The organism is Candidatus Darwinibacter acetoxidans (assembly GCF_041936445.1).
GTDB lineage: Bacteria > Bacillota > Limnochordia > Darwinibacteriales > Darwinibacteriaceae > DTU010.
On sequence record NZ_JBHGXH010000139.1, the window covers coordinates 1 to 20,723 of the forward strand.

Genomic DNA, 20,723 nt, shown 5'->3' on the forward strand with positions numbered 1-20,723 from the left:
AGGTCTCCGGAGAACGCTCCAAGCTGGGCGCTTACCAAAACCGCCTTGAGCACACCGTGAGCCGGCTGGGAACATCGGCGGAAAATCTCCAAGCGGCCGAATCACGGATCCGTGATTTGGATATGGCTGAGGAGATCATGCAGTTTACCAAGAACATGATCCTCCAGCAGGCTGCCACGGCAATGCTGGCCCAGGCCAACATGGCTCCACAGAGCGTACTGCAGCTGCTTGGCTAGTTCGGCAGCGCAAAAGGGAAGGGCTCCAAGCTGGAGCTCTTCCCTTTTTGCAGAAAGGTCCGTGAGGTTTGGGGCGCACAAGGGGTGGCGAAGAAATGGCAACCGCGCTCAGCGGCAGGGAAAAGCAGGGTAGAGAAGCTGCAGGATACTCTCTACAGGTCGGTCTCGGAACCTCGAACCATGGCGTTTTCTGCGGGTGGAAGCAGAATGCGAACCCCCATTGGAGGTATCAACCCAGTTCAAACGGCTGCCTGCTTTTCTTAATCTCGTTTTTGTCTGGGGCGTGGTATGAAGGCCCGTCTTAACCTGGGCGATTGCAGGGCCCGGCGTCCGTATTTGAAGGTGACCCCGGTTTGCTTATGGAACGCGGGGCTTGCTGGCCGCGGCGGACCGCTGCCCAGGTCCATCTGCGGCTTCGCTTCTCGAATCTCTGGGTTGGCTGAGGTAAGCGTTTAGGAAAGTTGACGTCTTTGTGTTTTGGGATGACCTGGATCCTTTCCGGAGGTGGAAAGAGGGTGCTGTTTCCAACAGAGGCCCTCTTTTTGTTATGCCTTGAGGAAAACCGTTTTTCCCTATGGACAGGCACTTTACTGCGGCTAAGGGAGGGATTCAGTGTCTATGAAGGAAAAATTCCTAAAGCGGGGAAATTTGTGGAAGGAAAATTTACCAAGGCGTTGAAAACGTTAACTGAGGTGAAGTCTTGTGGGAAAAGAAGCTGTTCAATTTGGCAACAGTCCGTGCCTTTTGCGCATCAGAAGCATGTATTCCGCTCTCCGTCCTTCTGAGAAGAGAATCGCACAGTATATCATGGAAAACGCCGATCATGTCATTCACTTGACCATTACCGAAGTTGGGCAGCAGTGCCAGGTGAGTGAAGCAACTGTGGTCAAATTTGCCCAGCGTTTGGGTTATGATGGCTTCCACGATTTGAAGATCCGGCTCGCCACCGAGCTGCATCCCAAAGAGGAGAGTATCTACGGAGAGATCCATGTGGATGATCCTATGGACGTGGTCCAGAGCAAGGTTTTTGATTCAACGCTCAAAGCCCTGCAAGAGACCAAGCAGCTGCTCAACCCCGTCCAAACGGCTCAAGCTGTGGAGCTGATCAGCCAGGCCCGGTTGATTAACCTGTTCGGCGTTGGCGCCTCGGGCTTGGTCTGCTTGGACGCGGAAGAGAAGTTTACCCGCATCGGCCTTTTGGCCAGGGCGTACCGGGATTCCAGGAGTCAGGCTGTGGCCGCCTCCTTAATGCGGGAATGTGATGTTGCCATTGCAGTCTCCTATTCAGGAGAAACTCCGGATGTTGTCTATGCGTTTAGGACTGCCAGGGAAGCAGGCGCCAAGTGCATAGCGATCACCAATTACAGCGGTTCTCAAATCACTGAATATGCTCAGATCACACTGCTCACCAGCGCTCCTATTCCCGTCTTCCGCAGCGGCGCCATGGCCTCCCGCATTGCTCAGCTCAGTGTGATCGACACGCTGTTTGTGGGGACAGCCATCCGGCGTTATGCCGAGACGCTGAAAGCTCTAGAGCAAACTGAGCAGGCACTCCGGGGAGAGCAGATGCTGAGGAAGGGGGGATTACAGAGGGAGCCTTAGATGGTTGGTCTTTCTGATCGCGCAGGATAACAAAACAACGGGAGGTAGGCTCATGTTGAGGTCAAACCGTCTGGTCTTGCTTTTCTCACTTCTCGTGTTAGTTGGGTTGTCTTCGCAGGCGTTCGCCCACTGGACCGGAACGATTGAGGTTTGGGATTTCCCGCGCTGGGCGCCGCCGGGGGACCCCGATGGCGACATGTTCTATTTCCTCCGGGAAAAGATCCGGGAATTTGAAGAAATGTATCCCGGCGTGAACATTGAACTGGTGGAGCTGGCTTGGTCCGGAGGTGACCAAAAGCTCGATGTGGCCGTGGCTTCAGGCAACTACCCCGATGTGGCCAGCCGTCCCATGGAAAACCTGCTCAACTACATCCGTCAGGGCGCAGTGGAGCCCATTACTCCTTACCTGACGGAGGAGGACTGGCAGGACCTTTATGAAACGGCCCTGGAACACTTCACCTACGAAGGTGAAGTTTACGCTTGGCCCTGGTTCATGACCACCACCAGCATGTTCATCAACCTCGATCTCTTTGAGGAGCGGGGGGTCACTCCGCCTGCCGATGGAGTGTGGACCTGGGATGAGTTCCTGGCCAGCATGAAGGCGTTAACCTTTGACCGCGACGGGGATGGGCGCATCGATGTTTACGGCCTGGGTATCCCCGGTGCCAACCGCGAGGTGTTAGGTTTCGTCTTTGCCGAAGGCGGCCGGCCCTTAAGCGAGGACGGCACTGAGTTTACGTTCAACGCCCCCGAGGCGATCCGCGGCTTCCAGAAGCTATATGATCTGATTCACGTCCACAAAGTTGCTCCGCCCCACTCCGGTGCAGCCGCCCGCAATGACGTGTGGGAAGAGTTCATGACCCGTCAAACCCTGGCGGCCATACCAGCCGACAGCCGCTTAGCCCGGGAGCTGGAGAGCAGCGGCAATTTCCGATTTGCGGCGGTAGAATACCCGCAGGGCGACACCGGCAGGACCGCCACCCAGGGTGCGGTTACCGGCTATGCCGTGTTTAAGCAGGAAGATCCCGCCAAGCGGGATATGGTGATGGAGTTCGTCCGCTACGTCACCAGCGCCGAGCAGCAGTACAGGTTGGCTGAATATGGGGTCTTTCCCAGCCGGCGCAGTGCAAGTGACCTCTATGCAGGGGATGAGTATTACTCCCGCATCGCACGCCATCTGGAGTGGGCGGTTGCCTTTCCAGCCCATCCCAATTGGAGCAAGATCAACGCCCGCATTACCCCGCAGCTGGAACTGATGCTCTTGGGCAGGCTTGACCCCCAGAGCGCCATGGATCAAGTGGCGAGGGAAGTGGCACCACTGCTGGCAGAATAAGGCAATGGGTGGGGCATTCTCCGAATGCCCCACCCTCATGGGAGGAACGATTGATGGCCGATGCGCAGCTGAAGACGATACTGGAAAACATGACCCTTGAGGAAAAGGTGGGTCAGCTCCTAATGGCGGGGTTTTTTGGCCGGGAGCCCTCGCCAGAAATCCGCCGCCTCATTTTGGAACGTAAAGTTGGCTCCGTTGTTCTCTTTGCCCGCAACTTAGGGGATCTGGCAGAAATCCGGCAGCTCACCGGCGATCTGCAGGAACTGGCTCGCTTGAGCGGGCAGCCGCTGCCCCTAATCATTGCCACCGATCAAGAAGGGGGAGTGGTGACCCGCATTTTCCAAGGTACCATTGCCCCGGGGAATATGGCCCTGGCCGCCACCAAGAATCCCGCCTCTGCGTATCGCAGCGGGGAGATCCTAGCCCGGGAAATGGCCTGGGCGGGGATCAACCTGGCCCTGGCACCTGTTTTGGACTTGAGCTTGGAGCCGGAAAATGCGTCCATGGGCGTGCGCTGTTATTCCGACGACCCTCAGGTGGTGGCCGCTTTCGGCAGGGAGCACCTGAGGGGGCTGGAGGAAAACGGTGTTGGAGCTGCGGTCAAGCACTTCCCGGGCATAGGCAGCGGCCTGGCGGATTCCCATTTGGAACTATCCACGGTGGCTAAATCTAAGCGGCAGCTGTGGGAGGAGGATTTGCTTCCCTTCAGGGAAGCACTGAAGCTGGAACCTGCCGCCGTGATGCTGGGGCATGTTCACTACAGCGCTTTCAACGCGGAGATCTGGCCCAGCTCCCTGTCTCCAGAAGTGGTCACGGACTTGTTGATCAATACCTTGAACTACCAGGGGATCATCATGACCGATGATCTCAACATGCGGGCCGTGAGTGCAACGCACTCCATCGGGGAAATCGCGGAGCTAGCTGTGCAAGCTGGGGTGGATCTCCTGGTTTTGAGTCACTACTATGACAAGCAAAATGCCATTTTAGACAGCCTCTTGGAGGCGGCAGCCGCGGGGAGGATCTCGCGGGAACGCCTCGATCGCTCTGTGCTGAAGATCCTCCGCTTCAAAGCTGAGTGTGCAGGCTGGAAACGGCCGGGCTCCCTTGACCTGAAGGCCCATGCCATGGCAGCCTACCAAATCGCTTTGGATGCCATCACCCACTGGCAGCGGGCGGAAAATACCAGGCCTTTGGATCCCCAAAAACCGGTGATCGTTATTACGCCGCACGGGGCTGATCTGAGCAAAGTTGAGGAAGAAATGCCGCATATCACCAACGTTGGGCAGTTTCTCCAGGAGTACGGGCTGGAGGTGCAGACTGTTCACTACTCGGTGAACCCCGGCCCAGACGATCTGGAAGCCATCCAACAAGCTATCTCGCCGGAAAAGCAGATTGTGCTCTGCACGTACAACCTGCATCTCTACCAGTCCCAGGAGCGCTTGGTCAGGCAGTTGAAGCTCTCGGCGCCCCAGCACAAAGTGGCGGCCATTCGCAATCCCTATGATCTGCCCAGACTGGCCCAGATCTTTCCCACCCTAGATATTTACGCGACCTACGGGTTCGCGCCTGTGCTCATGCGGGCCCTGGCGGCCGTTCTCCTCGGCCATCACCCGGCTCACGGTGAAGTGCCCGTTTCCATCTGAGATGAGGTGAGGAGATGAAGATTCCCTATCGCCATTCCAAGCTCCTTTGGAGCTACCTCTTTGTGGCCCCAACCATGCTCATGTTCGCGGTCTTTATTGGTCTCCCGCTGGTGACTTCGGTACTGTTGGCCTTTCAGCAGAATGTGCTGGGCGAAGCGGTCTGGGTTGGCCTGGACAATTTCCGCCGTCTCTTTGCAGACTACGTCTTTAGCATTGCCCTGAAGAACACTGCCCTGTACACGCTGGCGGTGGTAACCCAAAACGTGCTCATCGCCCTGGTCGCCGCCACCCTGATTCAGTCCCTGAGCCGGCGCTGGCAGTCCTTTTTCCGCTCCGCCTTTTATCTGCCCATCGTCACCTCGACGGTGATCATCTCCATGGTCTTCCGCTGGATGTTCCATCCCCAGCACGGTCTGTTCAACTTGATCCTCATGAGTTTGGGCCGTGAACCCATTTTTTGGTTAGCCGATCCCGACCTGGCCCTCTGGTCCATCATCCTGTCGGAAGTTTTGACTGCCCCCGGTACGTCCATTGTGCTGTTCTGTGCTGCCCTGGATCGGGTGCCTAAGACGCTGTATGAAGCGGCTGATATTGATGGAGCCAGCGGTTTTAGGAAATGGTGGTCCATCACCCTGCCGCTTTTGAAGCCGAGTTTGTTATACGTTCTGGTGATGAACACTATTGGTACCTTCCAGGTGTTCAGCCGGGTTCATGTCATGACCGGAGGCGGGCCGGGCTATGCCACCACCACCCTGGTCCAGCTGATCTACAACACCGCCTTCCGGGATTTCAACTTCGGCTTTGCCAGTGCCCAGGCCCTGTTCCTCTTTGTCATTATTGCCACCATCTCTCTGCTGCAGTTCAAGTTCTTGAGCACCGATGTGGAGTATTGAGGAGGTAGGAGAAATGACAGAAAGGGTGGTTCGGACAGCAGCATACATCCTGCTCTTTCTCTGGGCCTGCTTTACCCTCTTTCCGCTGTACTGGCTGTTGACCACGGCCCTGTCCCCCAGGGAAGCGGTGCTGGCCATGCCGCCGTCACTGGTGCCGGGAGAGATAACTATGGTGAATTTTCGCCGCCTGTTCCGTCAGGCACCCATCCTGACCTGGATCAGAAACAGCGCGGTGACTTCTGTGGCCATCACAGCCTGGCATGTCTTGTTTGACACTGCGGCCGGCTACGCCTTTGCCAAGAGGCAGTTTCCGGGGAGGAATTTTCTCTTTTGGCTGCTCATAGCCTCCATGATGATTCCCGAGCAGGTAACTCTGGTGCCCGTGTTCATGATGCTGGATCGCTTTGGCTTAATAGATAAGCTCCAGGCTGTGATTCTGCCGGGGATGGCAGCCACCTTTGGCGTTTTCTTAATGAGGCAGTACATCCAAACGCTCCCGAGCGAGCTGGAGGAAGCGGCCCGCATCGATGGCTGCAGCGAACTAGGCATCTTCACCAGGATCATCCTGCCCCTGTGCAAACCGGCCTTGGGGGTTTTGGCCATCTTTACCTTTGTGGCCAACTGGAATCAGTTCATGTGGCCCCTGATCGTCCTCAATTCCCGGCACAGGTTTACACTGCAGGTGGGACTGCAGACCCTCCAGTCGGAGTTTCTCACCGATTACGGCCTGCTCATGGCCGGGGCCAGCATCAGCGCGCTCCCCACGATCGTGCTCTTTTTGTTCTTCCAGCGCTACTTCATCAGCGGCCTAACCCTCGGAGGTATCAAGGGCTGATCCGCCCGAGGAGAGGCGCCTGTTTGCTTCTCACTCCAGTTATCAGCTGAAAGCGCCAGTAACCAGGGATGCCAGTGGGGCAGTCCACAGCAAGGGTGGGGCAGCGCCGCTTTGCCCCAGGGGAGCATGTTCAGCTGGTTTCGCCGCTGAGCGGGCAGGAATGGGACCAGCTGCAGCGAAGACTATACATAGATGGTTCTCTTGATCTCAATTCGTTCTGGAGAAGTGAGAGAGATGAGGATAGCTGCCGGAGTTTATGCCTCTGCTGCTGGCAAGATGCGCTATGAGGATCTGCTCACCGGCCGGGTGCCCAAAGTGGCTGCCAGGCAGGTTGATCAGGTTGAAGATGTGTACTTCCAGGGAACGAAGGAACACCACCGGGTGAGCTTCAGGTACAACAAAGAGCTGGGGGGAAATGTAGCGCACATCGTGGACAATTCCACCGGGGAGACTGTCAAGCAGCTGCCAACGCCCACGCAGGTTGATCACCAGATCCGCTTGAGAAGGCTTATGGGTCTGTATGTGGATGAAAGGGTTTGAAGAGGGACCTCTGCCGTATGGCTAGAGGTCTTTGCTGTCTGATCAGAATCTAAAGGACGAAGTGGGAAAGCCTGCGTGGTGTATTATCCCCGCTTCCTGTGTGCTGATTTCATGGAGCTGTTTATGGCGGGCGGCCAGCTGCGGTGGCTGGTGGACTAAGCTTTGACTGCCAAGTGCGGAAGGGGATTTCCATTAACAGGGGCCTAACGCGCCTCGTGCAGATCCTGGGCATCCGCGAGAGAAGGTCAAGAAGGAAGGGTTTCACCAGAACGCCTTTTCCCGCTAGGGGAGCCAGTCTGCTCGGAGTTCGTGGTGATTGATAGGCCAAGCGGGACAGCATCCTGGATCCCATCAAGGAGGGAAGAAGAATCTGGGGAATGAGTTGGACTTCATCGTCCTGGACAGGCAGGGCAGCACCGTCTTGCCTTTTCTGGAGAAGTAAGTCATGCAGGTGGTGCCCACTGGCGCGGTAGTCTGGAGGCGTTCTTCCACGGTCTTTCCCTGCATCAGTGGGCAGTGCATCCGGGAGTATGTTGCGGACTTGGCGTAGGAACACTTCGCCGGCATCAAAATGGGCAGCTGGTCTTGCTGGGTAGATCCATTTCGCCCTCCTGGTATTCCGCGGTGTTGCCGCAGTTATCAGCGAGGGGAAGTATGGCTTCAGTAGCTAAACGCCGGTGGCCTGAATGCGGTCCTCGGTCGGCTCGATGGGGGCCATGACACCAAGCTCCGATTTCCAGATGCAGCTGAACCAGCAAAAGAGCCCGAAGTTGGGAGCGCCATCCTCTTTGCAGGTGCCGTAAAGAGCCAGAAATGGTTGCCGATCGGTAGCGGTTCCTTGGGCATGCTGTCACGTCTTGGGGAAATGCGGCAATAGTTGGTTATGGAGCAGGGGAATCTGGACGAGAGTATAAGTAAGTGGATATGGCCGCAAAGGATGGTGAGTAGTATGGATATAGCTGCGTTGGCACCGCGCTCAGCGCTCAGCAGCTCAGCCTGGAAGTAAGAACCCGTGTGGCAGTCATGGCTAAGGATGCCCTAGAAGAACAGGGAGCCGCACTAGCCAAGCTGCTCGAATCGACAAAGCTCATGGAACTGTCGGCACAGCCCCACCTCGGTTCCATCGTGGATGTCTGGGGATAGCATAATGGGGATCTGCTGTTGCCTATGCAAACAATAAGGTGACTCTCTGGCGCTAAAAAGAACACATTTATTGAAGTATCTCTCAATCCCAGAGGCGTGAAGAAACAGAGCCCGCGAGAAGGCGGGCTTTTTGCTTGCCGATAGGTGCCTCCCATACCCGCGGACCGCGTGCTCTGCCGTTTGTCTTGCTCTTTTACAACTTTTGGCTCAACAGGCAGGATTTGCCAATTCCAGAGCGAAAACACTGTATATGGAAAGGAAAATCCTGGCTTATATCATGTGTTTCGAATGTGGTGGCTGAGCTCTGATCAACCGTTGGTGATCGGGGTAAGGAAAAGGGGTAAGGGGGTATCTATGGTGTTGAAAAGAACTTCTGTCCTGGTGTTCGTCCTCATGCTGGGGATGGTCGGGAGTGCTTTCGTAGTTCACGCGCAGCAGCATACGGAACTGACCCTAAGACCCATAGAGGAGGTCAGGGACTATTACTTCGAGTATGCAGCTCAGCACGGTTGGCAGAAGCTGAGTGACGCTTTGCGCCAAAACGCCATGTCGGCAGTGATCTCGGATGGAACGTTCGTGGAAACAGCGAGTCGCCTCTATACTCCCAGGGTTATTTGGGCAGAAAGGATGGCGGCTGCCGATTACTATTTCCAGGATCTCGAGGAAGCAGAGCAGGAATTTTACGCTGACTACTACATAGACCCAGCCGTGGGAATCGCGATTTTGGCGTTGTTGAGAGACACAAACCTTGGGCATGTCCAAAGCAGCAATGTGGAGTTTATCGTCAGGGATTCTTCGGGCAAAGTGTTTAGAGACTTCGATGTGTGGGCCTCTTGCAGGGCGGTGACAGAGCAGACGGTGTTCGGAATAACGCTCTACGATGCAGTCTACGATCTTTTTGTTTTCGGCGATTTCAGCGAAGCAGAATACATTGAGCTGTTCGTTCTGGTGGACGGGATGGTCGGTCGAGCTGAGCACCGCTGGAACCTTAAGTAGCGTTGATGGACAGTCCAGCGCCAGCTGGGACTGGCAGGGCTGTGCAGCTTTTTTGTTGCCTGAAGGCAGCATCTTGGAAAAAAGGTGTCGGATCCGCGAGTTTCTGCTCCGTTATCATCGGTGCGCTGCAACATTTAGCCTCGTACTAGATAAGCATTAAGCCATCGCTCTTCTGTTCTGTCCGAACGAACATCAATGCTGACAAAAAGCTGCGCTACCTTCAGCTCCGGGATCCGTTCAATAGTCTTATGCAAACCTATCTCATCTAGGCAGTGGAAGTATCTGCCGTCCTTCCAGTATTCCCCACCGCCATACTTAAAGGACATGTAAAGCATGCCGCCGGTGTTAAGGTGCTGTGTGAGCCGAGCTATTACGTTTCTGAGCTCGGCTCTTTTTACGTGCAGCAGGGATGCGCAAGCCCAGATGCCGTCGTACGTTTCCGGCAGATCGAGATCCTCAAAACTCATGTGCAGGACTCTTTGACCGAGGAGCTGAGAAGCTAACTTGACCATCTCTTCTGAGGCATCGAAGGCGGTTACCTGGAACCCATGGTTCTTGAAAAAGAGGCTGTCCCTACCTGAACCACAACCAGCATCCAGGATCTTGGCTCCAGGCTTCAGATGCTGCAAAAACGGCTCGTAGAGCTTGCCCATGTCCAGGGAGACCGTGCTTTCGAAGTACGTCTGTGCGTTTTTGTTGTAATACTGGATGGTGGAGCTTTCCATGCTTGTGCCCCCTTGCTTTTCCCGCTGGCCCTCTGTTTCGCTGTTGACATTATACCACAGCTCGGTTCCTCGCAGGTTGATCTGGGGAAATCGAGGCTTATCTATTCAGCAAGGGTTTTGCCAGAACATGGAGAAATCAAAAGGTAGGTTACTCGCGATGGAGTGGTCAGGCGTGGGCAACGTAATCACGAACCACCAAGTGTCCCTGTTGAGCAGTCTGAAGGAGTCCTTTGCCCGGGCTGAGCAGATTAAGATCGTCGTGTCCTTTATCCTAGAATCCGGTGTACGTTTACTGCTGCCGGACCTGCAGCAGGCGGCCGCGCGCGGCGTTCCCCTGCAGATTCTCACCAGCCGCTATCTGAACATCACTGAACCTTCCGCGCTGTACCTCTTGAGAGACGGCCTGCCTGATCAGGCGGATATCCGCATCTATGAGTCCGGCAATGTGGCCTTTCACCCCAAAACGTATATCTTCATGGGCGGCGCCCAGGGCGAAGTGTATGTTGGTTCCTCGCATCTTTCCAGGAGCGCCTTGGTGGACGGCATCGAATGGAATTACCGCCTTCTGGCCCAGCAAGAGCCGGAGGACTATCAAGAGTTCATAGCCAATTTCGACCGTCTCTTCGCCCAGGCCCGGCCCATGGACGACGAATGGCTGAAGGAGTACAGCCTCTCGTGGCGGCGTCCCCGCTGGCTGGGTCGGGGCGCTGCAGCCAAGGAGGAGGTGGATAGGCCCTATCCCCGCGGCGCTCAGATTGAGGCCCTCCATTACCTGGAACGCTCCCGGGCCGAGGGTTTCCGGCGGGGGATGGTGGTGATGGCCACCGGGGTGGGGAAGACGTACCTCGCGGCCTTTGACAGCGCTAAGTTCCGCCGTGTCCTGTTCGTAGCCCACAGGGAGGAGATTCTGCGCCAAGCTTGGGACACTTTCGCCAGCGTTGTGCCGGAGAAGCGCAAGGGGTATTTCACCGCCCAGCAGAAAACCACAGATGCGGATTTGGTTTTCGCCTCGGTGCAGACCCTATCCCAGGAAGAATATCTCCACCCAGCCTATTTCCCCCCGGACCACTTCGACTACATCGTCATAGATGAATACCACCGTGTGGCCGCGGCAAGCTATCAGCGCATCGTCAACTACTTCAAACCCCGCTTTCTGCTGGGCCTCACCGCGACGCCCTTCCGCATGGATAACCAGGACATCTTCCAGTTTTGTGAAGACAACGTGGTCTACGAGATCAATCTGCAGGAAGCCATCAACAAGGATTATCTTGTACCCTTCCACTACTACGGGATTACGATTACACCACCGATTACAGCAAAATACCCATGGCCAACGGGCGCTACGTGGCTGATGAGCTGGAGAAGGCGCTTTCCATAGCCAACCGGGGTGATCTGGTCCTTAAGCACTACTTGAAATACCGGTTCGCGCGGGCCCTGGGTTTTTGCAGCGGTATCAGGCATGCCAACTTCATGGCTGAGTTTTTCCGCAAGCATGGCGTTTCTGCGGCAGCGGTTCACAGCGGCGAAGGGCCCTTCACCATGGAAAGGAAAGCGGCTGTGGAAGCACTTGGCAGGCGCGAGATCGAAGTGATCTTCTCTGTGGATCAGTTCAACGAAGGGGTGGATATCCCCGAAGTTGATCTGGTCATGTTCCTGAGGCCCACCGAATCCTATACCGTCTTCCTGCAGCAGCCGAGGCGGGGGCTGCGCAAGGCAGAAAACAAGGAGTTTCTCACCGTCTTGGACTTTATCGGCAACTACCGGCGGGCCCACCTCATACCTCTGGTCCTCACAGGGCGCAACCCCCAGGAGGAAGGGGAGCAGTTTTACCGCATTCGCGATCTCTCCCTTCACCTGGCCGAAGGATGCACCGTCAATTTCGACATGCGCCTCTTGGATGTCTTTGAGGAAATGCGCCGGTATGACCCGCTCCCTGAGCGCATGAGAACCGAATACTTCCGCTTGAAAGCCGATTTGGGCAGAAGGCCTCTGCGGCTGGACGTCCATGTGGGGAGCGACATTGTCTCCCGGGAATACCTGCGGCCCCGCCATCTTAGGCCCCATAAAGGCTACTTGAGATTCTTGGCGGATCTGGGCGAGCTCACACCTGAGGAAGAGGGATGGCTAGGCACCGATGTGGAGGAGTTCTTGATCGACTTAGAGACAACTGTCATGGCGAAGATGTACAAGATCTCCACCATTGGCGCCTTTATCCAGGAGGGGCAGCTCCTCGCGTCCGTGTCCAGTACTGAAATCGGGAGGGCGCTGCAGCGCTACTACGAGGATCCCCGCTTCCATGTGGACATGCGGGATAAATCCAGCCGAGGTTTCCAGCAGTGGCCCCTGGAAAGGTGGACGCGCCTTGCGGAAAACAACCCCATCCACTTCCTGGACAGAAGCTCACCATTTTTCCAGTATGACCAGATCAACAGAAGGCTGCGCCTGGCCCCTGGGATCGTGGAAAGGCAGTCGCCGGCACTCATCGAACACGTTCAGGACATTCTGCGCTACCGAGAGAGGCTGATGGTGGCACGCCTCTACAAAAGAAAGAGTGACTGAGAGGGGGATTACCATACCTACCTACAACAAGATCGTACGCGACCGCATCCCCGAGATCATTCAAAGTAAAGGGAAGCAGTGCCGCTTTTCCGCGGTGAGTGGAGAGGAGCTGCTTTCCGGTTTGGAGGAGAAGCTGCAGGAAGAGTTTGTGGAATTCACGGAGAGCGGCAGAAGCCTGGAAGAGCTGGCAGATATTCTGGAAGTAGTGGACGGGCTGGCTCTGCACCTCGGTTCATCCTTTGATGAAGTCTTGGTGCTGAAGCGGGCCAAGCGTCAAGAGCGGGGCGGCTTTGAGCAGGGAATCCTCTTGGAATGGGTGGAGGATTAGAACCCGGAGGGCGGTTAAGCCATGGATAATCTGGTTTCCCGGATCAAGGCAGAACTGGAACGGGTAAGCTGGACGTCCTCCGGGGCCCACATCAAAACCGGCGATGTCCGCAAGATCGCCTCCCAGGCCTTTCGCAGCCTGGGGGACAGGTCCAAGGACCATGTGTTTTCCCTCTGCGAAGAGCTCTTAGAGCAGCGCAGCTGGCCCATGAAGGTGATCGCCTTTGATTTTGCCTACCGGGTGCGCAGACAGTACAATCAGGCGGACTTTGCCGTTTTCCAGCGCTGGCTGGAAGAGTATGTGCGGGGCTGGGGCGACTGCGACGATTTCTGCACCCATGCCTTTGGGGAACTGATCTGCCAGTATCCAGAGCTCTCCAGAAAAACCCTCCTATGGACCGAACGGCGGGAGTTTTGGCTGCGCCGCGCCGCCGCGGTTGTGCTCATCCCCTCCATCAGGCGGGGCAAATACATGGAGACAGACCCCCTCCAGGTGGCTGACCTGCTGATGCAGGACGAACACGACCTAGTCCGCCAGGGCTATGGCTGGATGCTCAAAGAGCTGTCCGCTAAGGAACCGGATCTGGTCTTTACCTATCTCCGAAAGCACAGGGCAGTTATGCCCCGGGTTGCCTTCCGCTGTGCCCTGGAGAAACTCGGTGAGGAGAGGCGAAGAATCCTGATGCAGTAGGGTTACCCCCTTGACGGGGGCAGCGCGCCAGGGCACCGTGTCTGGGTGGCCGCGTTCAGTCCCCTTTTTCCAGCAGGAGATCCTCCAAATTTCCAGAATTATGTGCCATACCCTTTTACCTGCACAGAGGAGGAGAGTCCTTGGGCAAGTTCATCCACGCCGCCGATATCCATCTAGACAGTCCCCTGCGGGGCCTGGAGCGCTACGAAGGCGCGCCGGACCAGGTCAAAAACGCAACCCGCCAGGCGTTCGACAACCTGATCCAGCTGGCCCTGGAGGAACAGGTGGATTTCCTGCTCATCGCCGGCGATCTCTATGACGGAGACTGGCGGGATTACAACACCGGTCTGTACTTAGTTAGCTGTATGAACAAACTGCGGGAGGCGGGCATCCCGGTGTTCATTGTCCGGGGTAACCACGATGCCCAAAGCGTGATCACCCGCAGCCTCCCGTTACCGGGCAATGTACATACCTTCGATCACCAAAGGCCCGAGACTAAGCTGATCGAACATTTAGGCGTCGCCATCCACGGGCAGAGCTACCCGACCCGCCAGGTCACCGAGAACCTGGCCCGGGCCTATCCAGACCCTGAGCAGGGCCTGCTTAACATCGGGCTGCTGCATACCGCCTTAGATGGCAGGGAAGGCCATGAGCCCTACGCGCCCTGCTCCCCCCAGGAGCTTGTCAACAAGGGCTACGACTACTGGGCCTTGGGACATGTACATGGGCGGGAAGAAGTTCAGCGGGGCAGCCCCTGGGTTGTCTTCCCCGGTAACCTCCAGGGAAGGCACATCAACGAAGGGGGGCCGAAAGGCTGCACCCTTGTCACCTTTGACCACGGCCAGATCCTCACTGTGGAAGAGCGCCGCCTGGATGTGCTGCGCTGGTCCCGCTGCCGGGTGGACTGCACCGGTTTCCGCACTCCAGAAGAAGTGCTGGAGCGGATCCACGGGCTTGTCCTCCAAGAAATGGAAGCGGCCGAGGGGCGGCCCGTGGTCTTCCGCTTTGAGCTCACCGGAAGCACCCCGGCCCACGGGGAGCTTGTGGGCCAGAGGGAGGAGTGGGCAAACCAGATCCGCGCCACCGTGCTGGACACTTCCTTCCGCCAAGGCTGGCTGGAGAAGGTGAAGCTGCGTACGACCAGCCCCAGCTCGGCAGGGGGGCCCCTGCCTGAGGAACTGCCCCGGGGCTTTTTGGAGAAGTACTTCAGGGAGCTGGGCCAAGACGCCGAATTCCTGGCTGAACTCAAGCAGGAGCTGGCGGCGCTCAAGGCCAAGCTGCCCCATGAGCTCTTCGCCAACCATCCCGACCTCAACTGGGAGAACTCAGCGGTGTTTGAAGAGCTCCTAGCTGCGGCTAAGGACCTGGCGCAGGTGAAACTGACCGCTCGGGAGGTGAGCACCCATGAGGATTAGGTATCTCCGCCTGCCTGCCTTCGGCATCTTCACTGAGCAGGCCGTTAGCTTCGCCCCCGAGCGGGGGCTGCACCTAATTTACGGACCCAACGAGGCGGGGAAGAGCACCCTGCTCACTGCCATCGGTGATGCTTTGTTCGGCATCCCCCGGATATCTCCCCACGCGTTCCAGCACAAACCCGCGAGCTTGCGCATTGTCATGGGTCTGCAGCTGGCCGATGGGCAGGAGCTGGCCTTTATCCGCCGCAAAGGGAACAAGAACACCATCTCGGATCTGGATGGAAACACCCTACCCGATGATCTGCTCGCTTCCTATCTGGCCGGCCTGAGGCGGCCTGAGTTTGAGGACATGTTCGGCCTTGACCACCTGCGCCTGAGGGAAGGGGGCCAGCGTCTTCTGGAATCGGGCGGGGAATTCAGCCAGAGCCTTTTCGAGGCCGCTTCGGGCCTGCGCCATCTCCGGGAGACCTTCCAGGAATTAGAGGAGAAGGCCAGGAGCCTCTATCTGCCCCAGGGCCAGAATCCCGCGGTGAACCAGCTGATGAGCGCCTACAAGGAGCAGAAAAAGGCCGCGGAGGCCGTGGGCCTTTCCGCGCAGGCGTTTGAGGAGCTAGAAGCAAGGTACCAACAGGAACAGGAAGAGCTGGCGGAGCTCGCCCGCCGGGTCAAGGAAGCCCGCAGCAGACAGGCCAAGCTCCAGCGCATCCAGCGCACCAAGCCCCTGCTCACCCAAGGGCGCGCCCAAAAGGAGCGGCTGAGGCAGCTTGGCCCATTGCCTTCTCTGCCCGCGGGCAGCGCCCAGCTCTATCAGGACCTCACTACCCAGCTGCACAGCGCAGAGCAGCAAGAGAAGACCGTAGAGGGCCAGATCCGGGAGCTGGAAGCTCAGCTAGCAGAACTGGACATTCCTGAAGAACTCTTGGCCCAAGGGGAAACGGTGGCTGACCTTTTCAGCGGGCTGGGGAAATACCAGGAGTGGGTGGATGCCCTGCCCCAAGTGGAACTGGAGATTGCCGAGGCCAGGCAGGGGGCCCTCTCCCGGCTGAAAGAGCTGCAGCCCAGGGCCGCAGACCTGAAAGAGGCCGAACAGTATCGCCGGCCCCTCACTGCCATCGCCTTGGTGGAGGATTTAGCTGAGGAGTACGGTGAGATCCAAAAAGAGCTTACCAAGGCCCGGGAAGCAGTGGAGCTGCGCCGCGGAGAGCTGGAGCGGACCAAAGGGAAGCTGGACGCCTTCGGGCCGGTCCAGGATACCACCGAACTGCAGCGCCTGGTGAAGGAGATTCAGGCCAAAGGCAATCTGGAAGAGCAGTACAAAGACCAGCTGCTGGCTCTGGAGGAACAGGAGCAGCTGCTCCAAGGTCAGCTGAGTAGGCTCGCCCTGTGGGGCGGGACCCTGCCAGAACTGGCCCAGGCCAAACTGCCCCCGGCGGCCACCGTGGAGAGCTTTCACCAGGAGTACCAGGAGCTCAAAGCAGAGCGGGACGCCCTGGGGAAGGAAATCAGGCAGCTGGAAGAGGAGATCTCCGGGTACCAGCTCCAGATCAAACTGCAGCAGACCCGGGGAGCTGTCCCTGCGGAAGAGGACCTGCTTAACGCCAGGGAACGCCGAGATTACGGCTGGCAGCTGGTGCGCAGAGCTTGGCTGGAGGGGCAGCCCGATCGGGAGAAGGAAAAGGAGTTTTCCCCGGACCAACCCCTGGCGGAAGCCTATGAAGCAAGCGTAAGTCAGGCGGACCGCATCGCGGACGAACTGCGGCGGGAAGCGGACCGGGTGGCCCAGCTGCAGAGCCTGGAAGTAAAGCTGGAAAGCGCCGTCCAGATCCTCCAGAACAAGCAGCGGGCCCAGCAGGAGCTGCAGGCCCGGGAAGAGGACTTCGAGCGGCGCTGGCTGGAGATTTGGGCTGGCCTTGCGCTGGAGTCTCTGCACCCTGCCGCGATGAAACAGTGGCTGGAAGAGGCTGCAAGGCTAGTTGACGGCTTTGCCCAGCTGCAGCAGGGCAGAATTAAAGCGAAGCGGCTTAAGGAAGATGTGGAAGGCTTTAAGACCAAGCTGGGAGCGGCCCTCCAGCAACTGGGCGCAGCTGACCAGGGCAGCCTTCCGGAACTCCTGGAGCGGGCCAACTTCATCCTTGCAGAAGCCCAAAGGCGCTGGGGAGAGCAGACCAGTTTGCAGCAGGCCCTCAGCGACCAGCAGGCGGCACTGAGCAGAGATCAAGAGACCCTAAAGGCTGCCCAGGAGAAAGAACAGGCTTGGTCCAGCCGCTGGGCCGAAGCCATGGAGCAGCTGGCTCTTCCCGCCAGCACAACCGTACAGGTCGCAAAGCGCTATGTCGCGGCTTTGCAGCAGCTCTTCGAGCTTTTGGACCAGCTCCGGGAAGCTGAGCGGCGCCGGGACCAGCAGCGCAAGTTCAAAGAGGCCTACGAAGCAAAAGTGCAGCAGGTGGCACACCAGTGCGCTTTAGATCTGCCTCTGGAGAGCATTCCCCTGGCGGTCCGGGAGCTCATGAAAAGGGTGCAGGCTGCCCAGCAAAACCAATCCGCCAAAGAAGAAGTCCTCAAGCAGCTGGAACGGGCCCAAAGGAACTTGAGGGAGCTGCAGGAGCACGCGGCCCAAAGCGAACAGAGGCTGGCGGAGCTTATGGCCACGGCCCAGTGCACCACCCGGGAGGAGCTGGAGCAGCTGCTTGCGCAGCACCGGGAAGCGGAAGAGCTGCGCCAGAAAATCAAGGAGCTGGAAGAACAGCTGCTCAGCACCGGAGATGGACTATCCCTGGAGGAACTGCAGGCGGAAGCGGAGCTGGTGGAGGTGGACAGCCTCCCTGGTGAGCTGGCCCAACTCGGCAGGGAACTGGAAGAGCTGGAAGCACAGCAGGAGGCCTTAAACCGGGCCTTCGGCGTCACGGAGAAGGAGTACAAGGAGAAGGTCCAGGGCACAAGTCTAGCCGCGGTGGAAGCGGCCGCGCAGGCCCAGGATACCTTGGCCCGCTTAGCTGGGGCAGTGGAGCGCTATGTTCAGTTGAGACTAGCCGCAGCTATTTTGCACAGGGCTGTGGACCGCTACGGGCAGGAGCACCAAAACCCGGTACTGAAGCGGGCCGGCGAGATCTTTAAAGAGCTTACCGCCGGCAGTTTCCAGAGCCTCGCGGTGGACTACGACGACCGGGACAAGCTGGTGATCAAAGGAGAGCGCGCCGGCGAACTGGTGGGGGTCCAGGGGATGAGCGATGGCACCCAGGATCAGCTCTATCTGGCTCTGCGCCTGGCCAGCATTGAACGCTACCTGGAGGCCAAAGAACCCCTGCCCCTGATCCTGGATGATGTGCTCATCAATTTCGACGATCGCCGCGCCGCCGCGGCCCTGCGCACCTTGGCGGAGCTGGGGCGCAAGACGCAGGTGATCATGTTCACCCACCACCTGCGCCTCGTGGAGCTGGCCCAGCAGGAGCTGGCTCCAGAGGACTTGGCCCTGTACCTTTTGGGTGGCGACGCAGCAGAGGTGGAGCCCGTTGAGCCTTCAGTGCCCTCGGCCGTGCTGGGGTAAACCGCGACAGGGGAAGGCGAGGTCGATCCTCCGTAAGCGTTAAAGCGACCGTACCGTGACAAAAGGCTTAAGATGGTAAACGTTCTGAGGATCCTACAGGCCTGGGGTGGGGTGAAAGGAACAAAAAGCTTCTACCCTGTAATGGGAGAGGTTTAGGGTCATTTCCGGGTTGTGCGGCAGTAATCCGGTATGGTTTCTGACCAAGGTAAGAACTCGTCCAGATCTTTGGCCGTGGCGTTGGGCAGTTCCGTGAACAAGTACTTCAGGTACTCGAATGACTTCAGGCCGTTCTCTTTGGCCGATTCAACGACGCTGTAGGTTGTGGCACTGGCCCTGGCTCCCCGCGGGGTGATGCAGAACAGGAAGTTCTTCCGCCCGATCACAAACGGCTTGATGGAACGTTCTGCTCTGTTGTTGCTGAGCTCCAGCCGTCCATCCAGAAGGAAGTTGTTGAGCTCTTTCCAGTGCTTGAGGCAGTAGGAAACAGCCTTCCCTTAGTGGCTCTGCTGGACACATTCTGCGCTGGTCTTTTCAAGCCATGCCAAGAAAGCCTCCAACACAGGTTTGCTGCGCTGAAGCCGCTGCTCAAAGCGTTCTTGGGGGTCAAGGTCCTCAAGCTCTCTTTCGATGTCAAAGAGCGCGTTGCAGAACTTAAGCCCCTCTAAGGATTTGGGATCTTGAGCCCTCCTTCCAGCGGCTTTGATGGCTTCATCGAAATCGCGCCGGGCGTGGGCCCAGCAGCTCACCCTGGTTACATCGGGAATACCATTGTAGCCAGCATAGGCATCCGTGACCAGGAACCCCTTGGGATGTTCCCCGGACCGGGTAGGCTGATACTCGAAAAGCACAATCCCAGGACTAGCCCGCCCCGAACGGTACAGCCACATGTATGACTGGGATTCGGCTTTCTTGCCGTCTTCCTGGAGTACTTGGATTGTGGTCTCATCAGCGTGGATTATGCCCTGTTCCAAAAGCTTCTCTTTCATCCGGTCATAGATTGGTTGCAGCCAGTGCTGGGCATGCATGATCCAGTTGGCCATGTTCTGCCGGGAGAGATTCACACCTCTTCGTGACCACTGCTGCTCCTGGCGATAGAGGGGCACGCCCATCACATACTTCTCTTCAATGACATGGGCTACAGCGGAAGGAGAAGCAATGCTTCCAGGGAAAGCCCTGTTTAGCTTCGGGGCCTTAACCATCACAAGAGCGCTGCCATCCCCATGAGTTTCGCAGTGGCGGCAGGAGTAGACATACTGCACATGCTTGGTAACGGAAAACTGAGCCGGCACCACGACCAGCTCTTTGGTGACTTCCTGGCCGATGATGTGCCTTCCATGGCCGCAGGAACAGATCAGCTCTTCCTCGGGAAGGCGGTACTCGACCACATTCTCGGGCAGGCCTTCAAGATTGATGCCCTTCTTGCCCTTGGACTTGGTTCTCTTGTGGGCCTGGACGGTGACCAGTTCCGGCTCGGGAGCCAAAGGCTCTGCAGTGGCTTCGGCTTCGTTGAAAGCATCCTCGAAAAGCTGAAGCTGATTCTTGTTTGTCTTCTCGCTGGACCGGCCAAAGCGCTTCGCTGTGAGCAGGCGCAGTTGAGCTTCCACATACTGCAGTTTCTGCAGGACTTTGGCCAGTTCAGCTTCAGCCTTAAGTGCGCGTTCCTCAGCTATGAGAGCTCGTTCTTGCCAGGAGTATTTGATTGGATCGATGGTTTTAGCTGTGTTTTCCGTACCCATCTACTTCGTCCCGGCGACCAACGTGTCCTGCTGGACGCGGAGTAGCGGGTCGATGCCCGACCCTCCCCTCTGAAGGTGTATTGGGTCTGGCAGAGAAAAAAAGGGGCTTCAGTGATAGCTGAGACATTGTAGACCTAACGCCGCTGATCAAGTTGATCTAGAGATGTTCTGCGAAGGATGGTGATCGCGATCGTGGATGTGTTTCCCAGGGACGTCACAGTCTTCAGCACTGTTCGGCGTTGTCGGAAGACTATGCTTACGGTGAGTACAGGGAGTACCTTGACTACCCGAAGGAACAGGGGCTGATAAAGGCCTAAAAGCATCTTCGGCAGAAACGCGTTCTGCCTGGATGATAGGGTGAACGTGAGGATTGCCTACTCGGGCGGAACGACCTGTTGAGGTGGGGAAGTAGACTTTTACGATTACCAATCTGACACGACGACTGCTGAAAGCAAAGAAAGTCGATGCACTTATCCTGCTCTTGGAGTCTCCCACCGAGTTCGTG

Annotated in this window: 15 protein-coding genes and 2 pseudogenes; 15 read left to right on the forward strand and 2 right to left on the reverse strand. The window is 57.5% G+C overall.

The window, feature by feature from the left end; translation table 11 throughout:
- The 9 genes and pseudogenes from ACE4YL_RS04990 to ACE4YL_RS05030 form a co-directional block, all read left to right on the forward strand.
- A partial coding sequence (locus ACE4YL_RS04990) for a flagellin (RefSeq protein WP_461369325.1) occupies positions 1-236 on the forward strand: 236 nt, incomplete at its 5' end.
- A gap of 702 nt (positions 237-938) precedes the next feature.
- A complete protein-coding gene (locus tag ACE4YL_RS04995; protein ID WP_461359950.1) occupies positions 939-1,838 on the forward strand; it encodes a MurR/RpiR family transcriptional regulator in 900 nt (299 codons plus the stop codon).
- Between the two features lie 52 nt (positions 1,839-1,890).
- The gene (locus ACE4YL_RS05000) at positions 1,891-3,171 is read left to right on the forward strand and encodes an ABC transporter substrate-binding protein (protein ID WP_461365159.1); all 1,281 of its coding nucleotides are present in this window, start codon (positions 1,891-1,893) and stop codon (positions 3,169-3,171) included.
- 53 nt (positions 3,172-3,224) lie between these two features.
- Positions 3,225-4,814, forward strand: coding sequence for a glycoside hydrolase family 3 protein (locus ACE4YL_RS05005; RefSeq protein WP_461359948.1), 1,590 nt, complete (start codon positions 3,225-3,227; stop codon positions 4,812-4,814).
- A gap of 14 nt (positions 4,815-4,828) precedes the next feature.
- Complete coding sequence (locus ACE4YL_RS05010; RefSeq protein ID WP_461359947.1) at positions 4,829-5,707, forward strand: carbohydrate ABC transporter permease; 879 nt, start codon at positions 4,829-4,831, stop codon at positions 5,705-5,707.
- Between the two features lie 13 nt (positions 5,708-5,720).
- The gene (locus ACE4YL_RS05015; protein ID WP_461359946.1) at positions 5,721-6,542 is read left to right on the forward strand and encodes a carbohydrate ABC transporter permease; all 822 of its coding nucleotides are present in this window, start codon (positions 5,721-5,723) and stop codon (positions 6,540-6,542) included.
- Between the two features lie 234 nt (positions 6,543-6,776).
- Positions 6,777-7,082, forward strand: coding sequence for a flagellar protein FlaG (locus tag ACE4YL_RS05020; protein WP_461359945.1), 306 nt, complete (start codon positions 6,777-6,779; stop codon positions 7,080-7,082).
- A gap of 981 nt (positions 7,083-8,063) precedes the next feature.
- A pseudogene (locus ACE4YL_RS05025) lies at positions 8,064-8,225 on the forward strand (YjfB family protein); the annotation flags it as partial.
- Between the two features lie 357 nt (positions 8,226-8,582).
- The gene (locus tag ACE4YL_RS05030; RefSeq protein ID WP_461359658.1) at positions 8,583-9,221 is read left to right on the forward strand and encodes a hypothetical protein; all 639 of its coding nucleotides are present in this window, start codon (positions 8,583-8,585) and stop codon (positions 9,219-9,221) included.
- A gap of 134 nt (positions 9,222-9,355) precedes the next feature.
- Here ACE4YL_RS05030 and ACE4YL_RS05035 read toward each other — a convergent pair whose 3' ends face one another.
- Positions 9,356-9,946, reverse strand: coding sequence for a class I SAM-dependent methyltransferase (locus ACE4YL_RS05035; protein WP_461359944.1), 591 nt, complete (start codon positions 9,944-9,946; stop codon positions 9,356-9,358).
- A gap of 172 nt (positions 9,947-10,118) precedes the next feature.
- Here ACE4YL_RS05035 and ACE4YL_RS05040 point away from each other — a divergent pair, with 172 nt between their 5' ends.
- The 6 genes from ACE4YL_RS05040 (at position 10,119) to ACE4YL_RS05065 (ending at position 18,482) form a co-directional block, all read left to right on the forward strand.
- Positions 10,119-11,324, forward strand: a complete 1,206-nt coding sequence (locus ACE4YL_RS05040; protein ID WP_461359656.1) for a DEAD/DEAH box helicase family protein — start codon at positions 10,119-10,121, stop codon at positions 11,322-11,324.
- Positions 11,273-12,505, forward strand: coding sequence for a helicase-related protein (locus ACE4YL_RS05045; protein WP_461359655.1), 1,233 nt, complete (start codon positions 11,273-11,275; stop codon positions 12,503-12,505). The genes ACE4YL_RS05040 and ACE4YL_RS05045 overlap by 52 nt, the downstream gene beginning before the upstream one ends.
- Complete coding sequence (locus ACE4YL_RS05050) at positions 12,498-12,833, forward strand: phosphoribosyl-ATP pyrophosphohydrolase (protein ID WP_461365160.1); 336 nt, start codon at positions 12,498-12,500, stop codon at positions 12,831-12,833. Before ACE4YL_RS05045 ends, ACE4YL_RS05050 begins: the two co-directional genes overlap by 8 nt.
- A gap of 21 nt (positions 12,834-12,854) precedes the next feature.
- On the forward strand, positions 12,855-13,523 hold the full coding sequence (locus tag ACE4YL_RS05055; protein ID WP_461359653.1) for a DNA alkylation repair protein: 669 nt from the start codon (positions 12,855-12,857) through the stop codon (positions 13,521-13,523).
- Positions 13,524-13,663: 140 nt separating this feature from the next.
- On the forward strand, positions 13,664-14,938 hold the full coding sequence (locus ACE4YL_RS05060; RefSeq protein ID WP_461359652.1) for a metallophosphoesterase family protein: 1,275 nt from the start codon (positions 13,664-13,666) through the stop codon (positions 14,936-14,938).
- Positions 14,928-18,482: an AAA family ATPase gene (locus ACE4YL_RS05065; RefSeq protein WP_461369326.1), complete on the forward strand. Its 3,555-nt coding sequence runs from the start codon at positions 14,928-14,930 to the stop codon at positions 18,480-18,482. The genes ACE4YL_RS05060 and ACE4YL_RS05065 overlap by 11 nt, the downstream gene beginning before the upstream one ends.
- Before the next feature lie 158 nt (positions 18,483-18,640).
- On the opposite strand, the pseudogene tnpC reads toward ACE4YL_RS05065, so the two are convergent.
- Positions 18,641-20,218 (reverse strand): annotated as a pseudogene (tnpC, locus tag ACE4YL_RS05070) (IS66 family transposase).
- Positions 20,219-20,723: the final 505 nt, after the last annotated feature.

Coding starts and splice junctions, on each gene's coding strand:
- ACE4YL_RS05000 (WP_461365159.1), top strand. CDS start 1,891: ATGTTGAGGTCAAACCGTCTGGTCTTGCTTTTCTCACTTCTCGTGTTA.
- ACE4YL_RS05020 (WP_461359945.1), top strand. CDS start 6,777: ATGAGGATAGCTGCCGGAGTTTATGCCTCTGCTGCTGGCAAGATGCGC.
- ACE4YL_RS05045 (WP_461359655.1), top strand. CDS start 11,273: ATGGCCAACGGGCGCTACGTGGCTGATGAGCTGGAGAAGGCGCTTTCC.
- ACE4YL_RS05010 (WP_461359947.1), top strand. CDS start 4,829: ATGAAGATTCCCTATCGCCATTCCAAGCTCCTTTGGAGCTACCTCTTT.
- ACE4YL_RS05015 (WP_461359946.1), top strand. CDS start 5,721: ATGACAGAAAGGGTGGTTCGGACAGCAGCATACATCCTGCTCTTTCTC.
- ACE4YL_RS05065 (WP_461369326.1), top strand. CDS start 14,928: ATGAGGATTAGGTATCTCCGCCTGCCTGCCTTCGGCATCTTCACTGAG.
- ACE4YL_RS05005 (WP_461359948.1), top strand. CDS start 3,225: ATGGCCGATGCGCAGCTGAAGACGATACTGGAAAACATGACCCTTGAG.
- ACE4YL_RS05035 (WP_461359944.1), bottom strand. CDS start 9,946: ATGGAAAGCTCCACCATCCAGTATTACAACAAAAACGCACAGACGTAC.
- ACE4YL_RS05055 (WP_461359653.1), top strand. CDS start 12,855: ATGGATAATCTGGTTTCCCGGATCAAGGCAGAACTGGAACGGGTAAGC.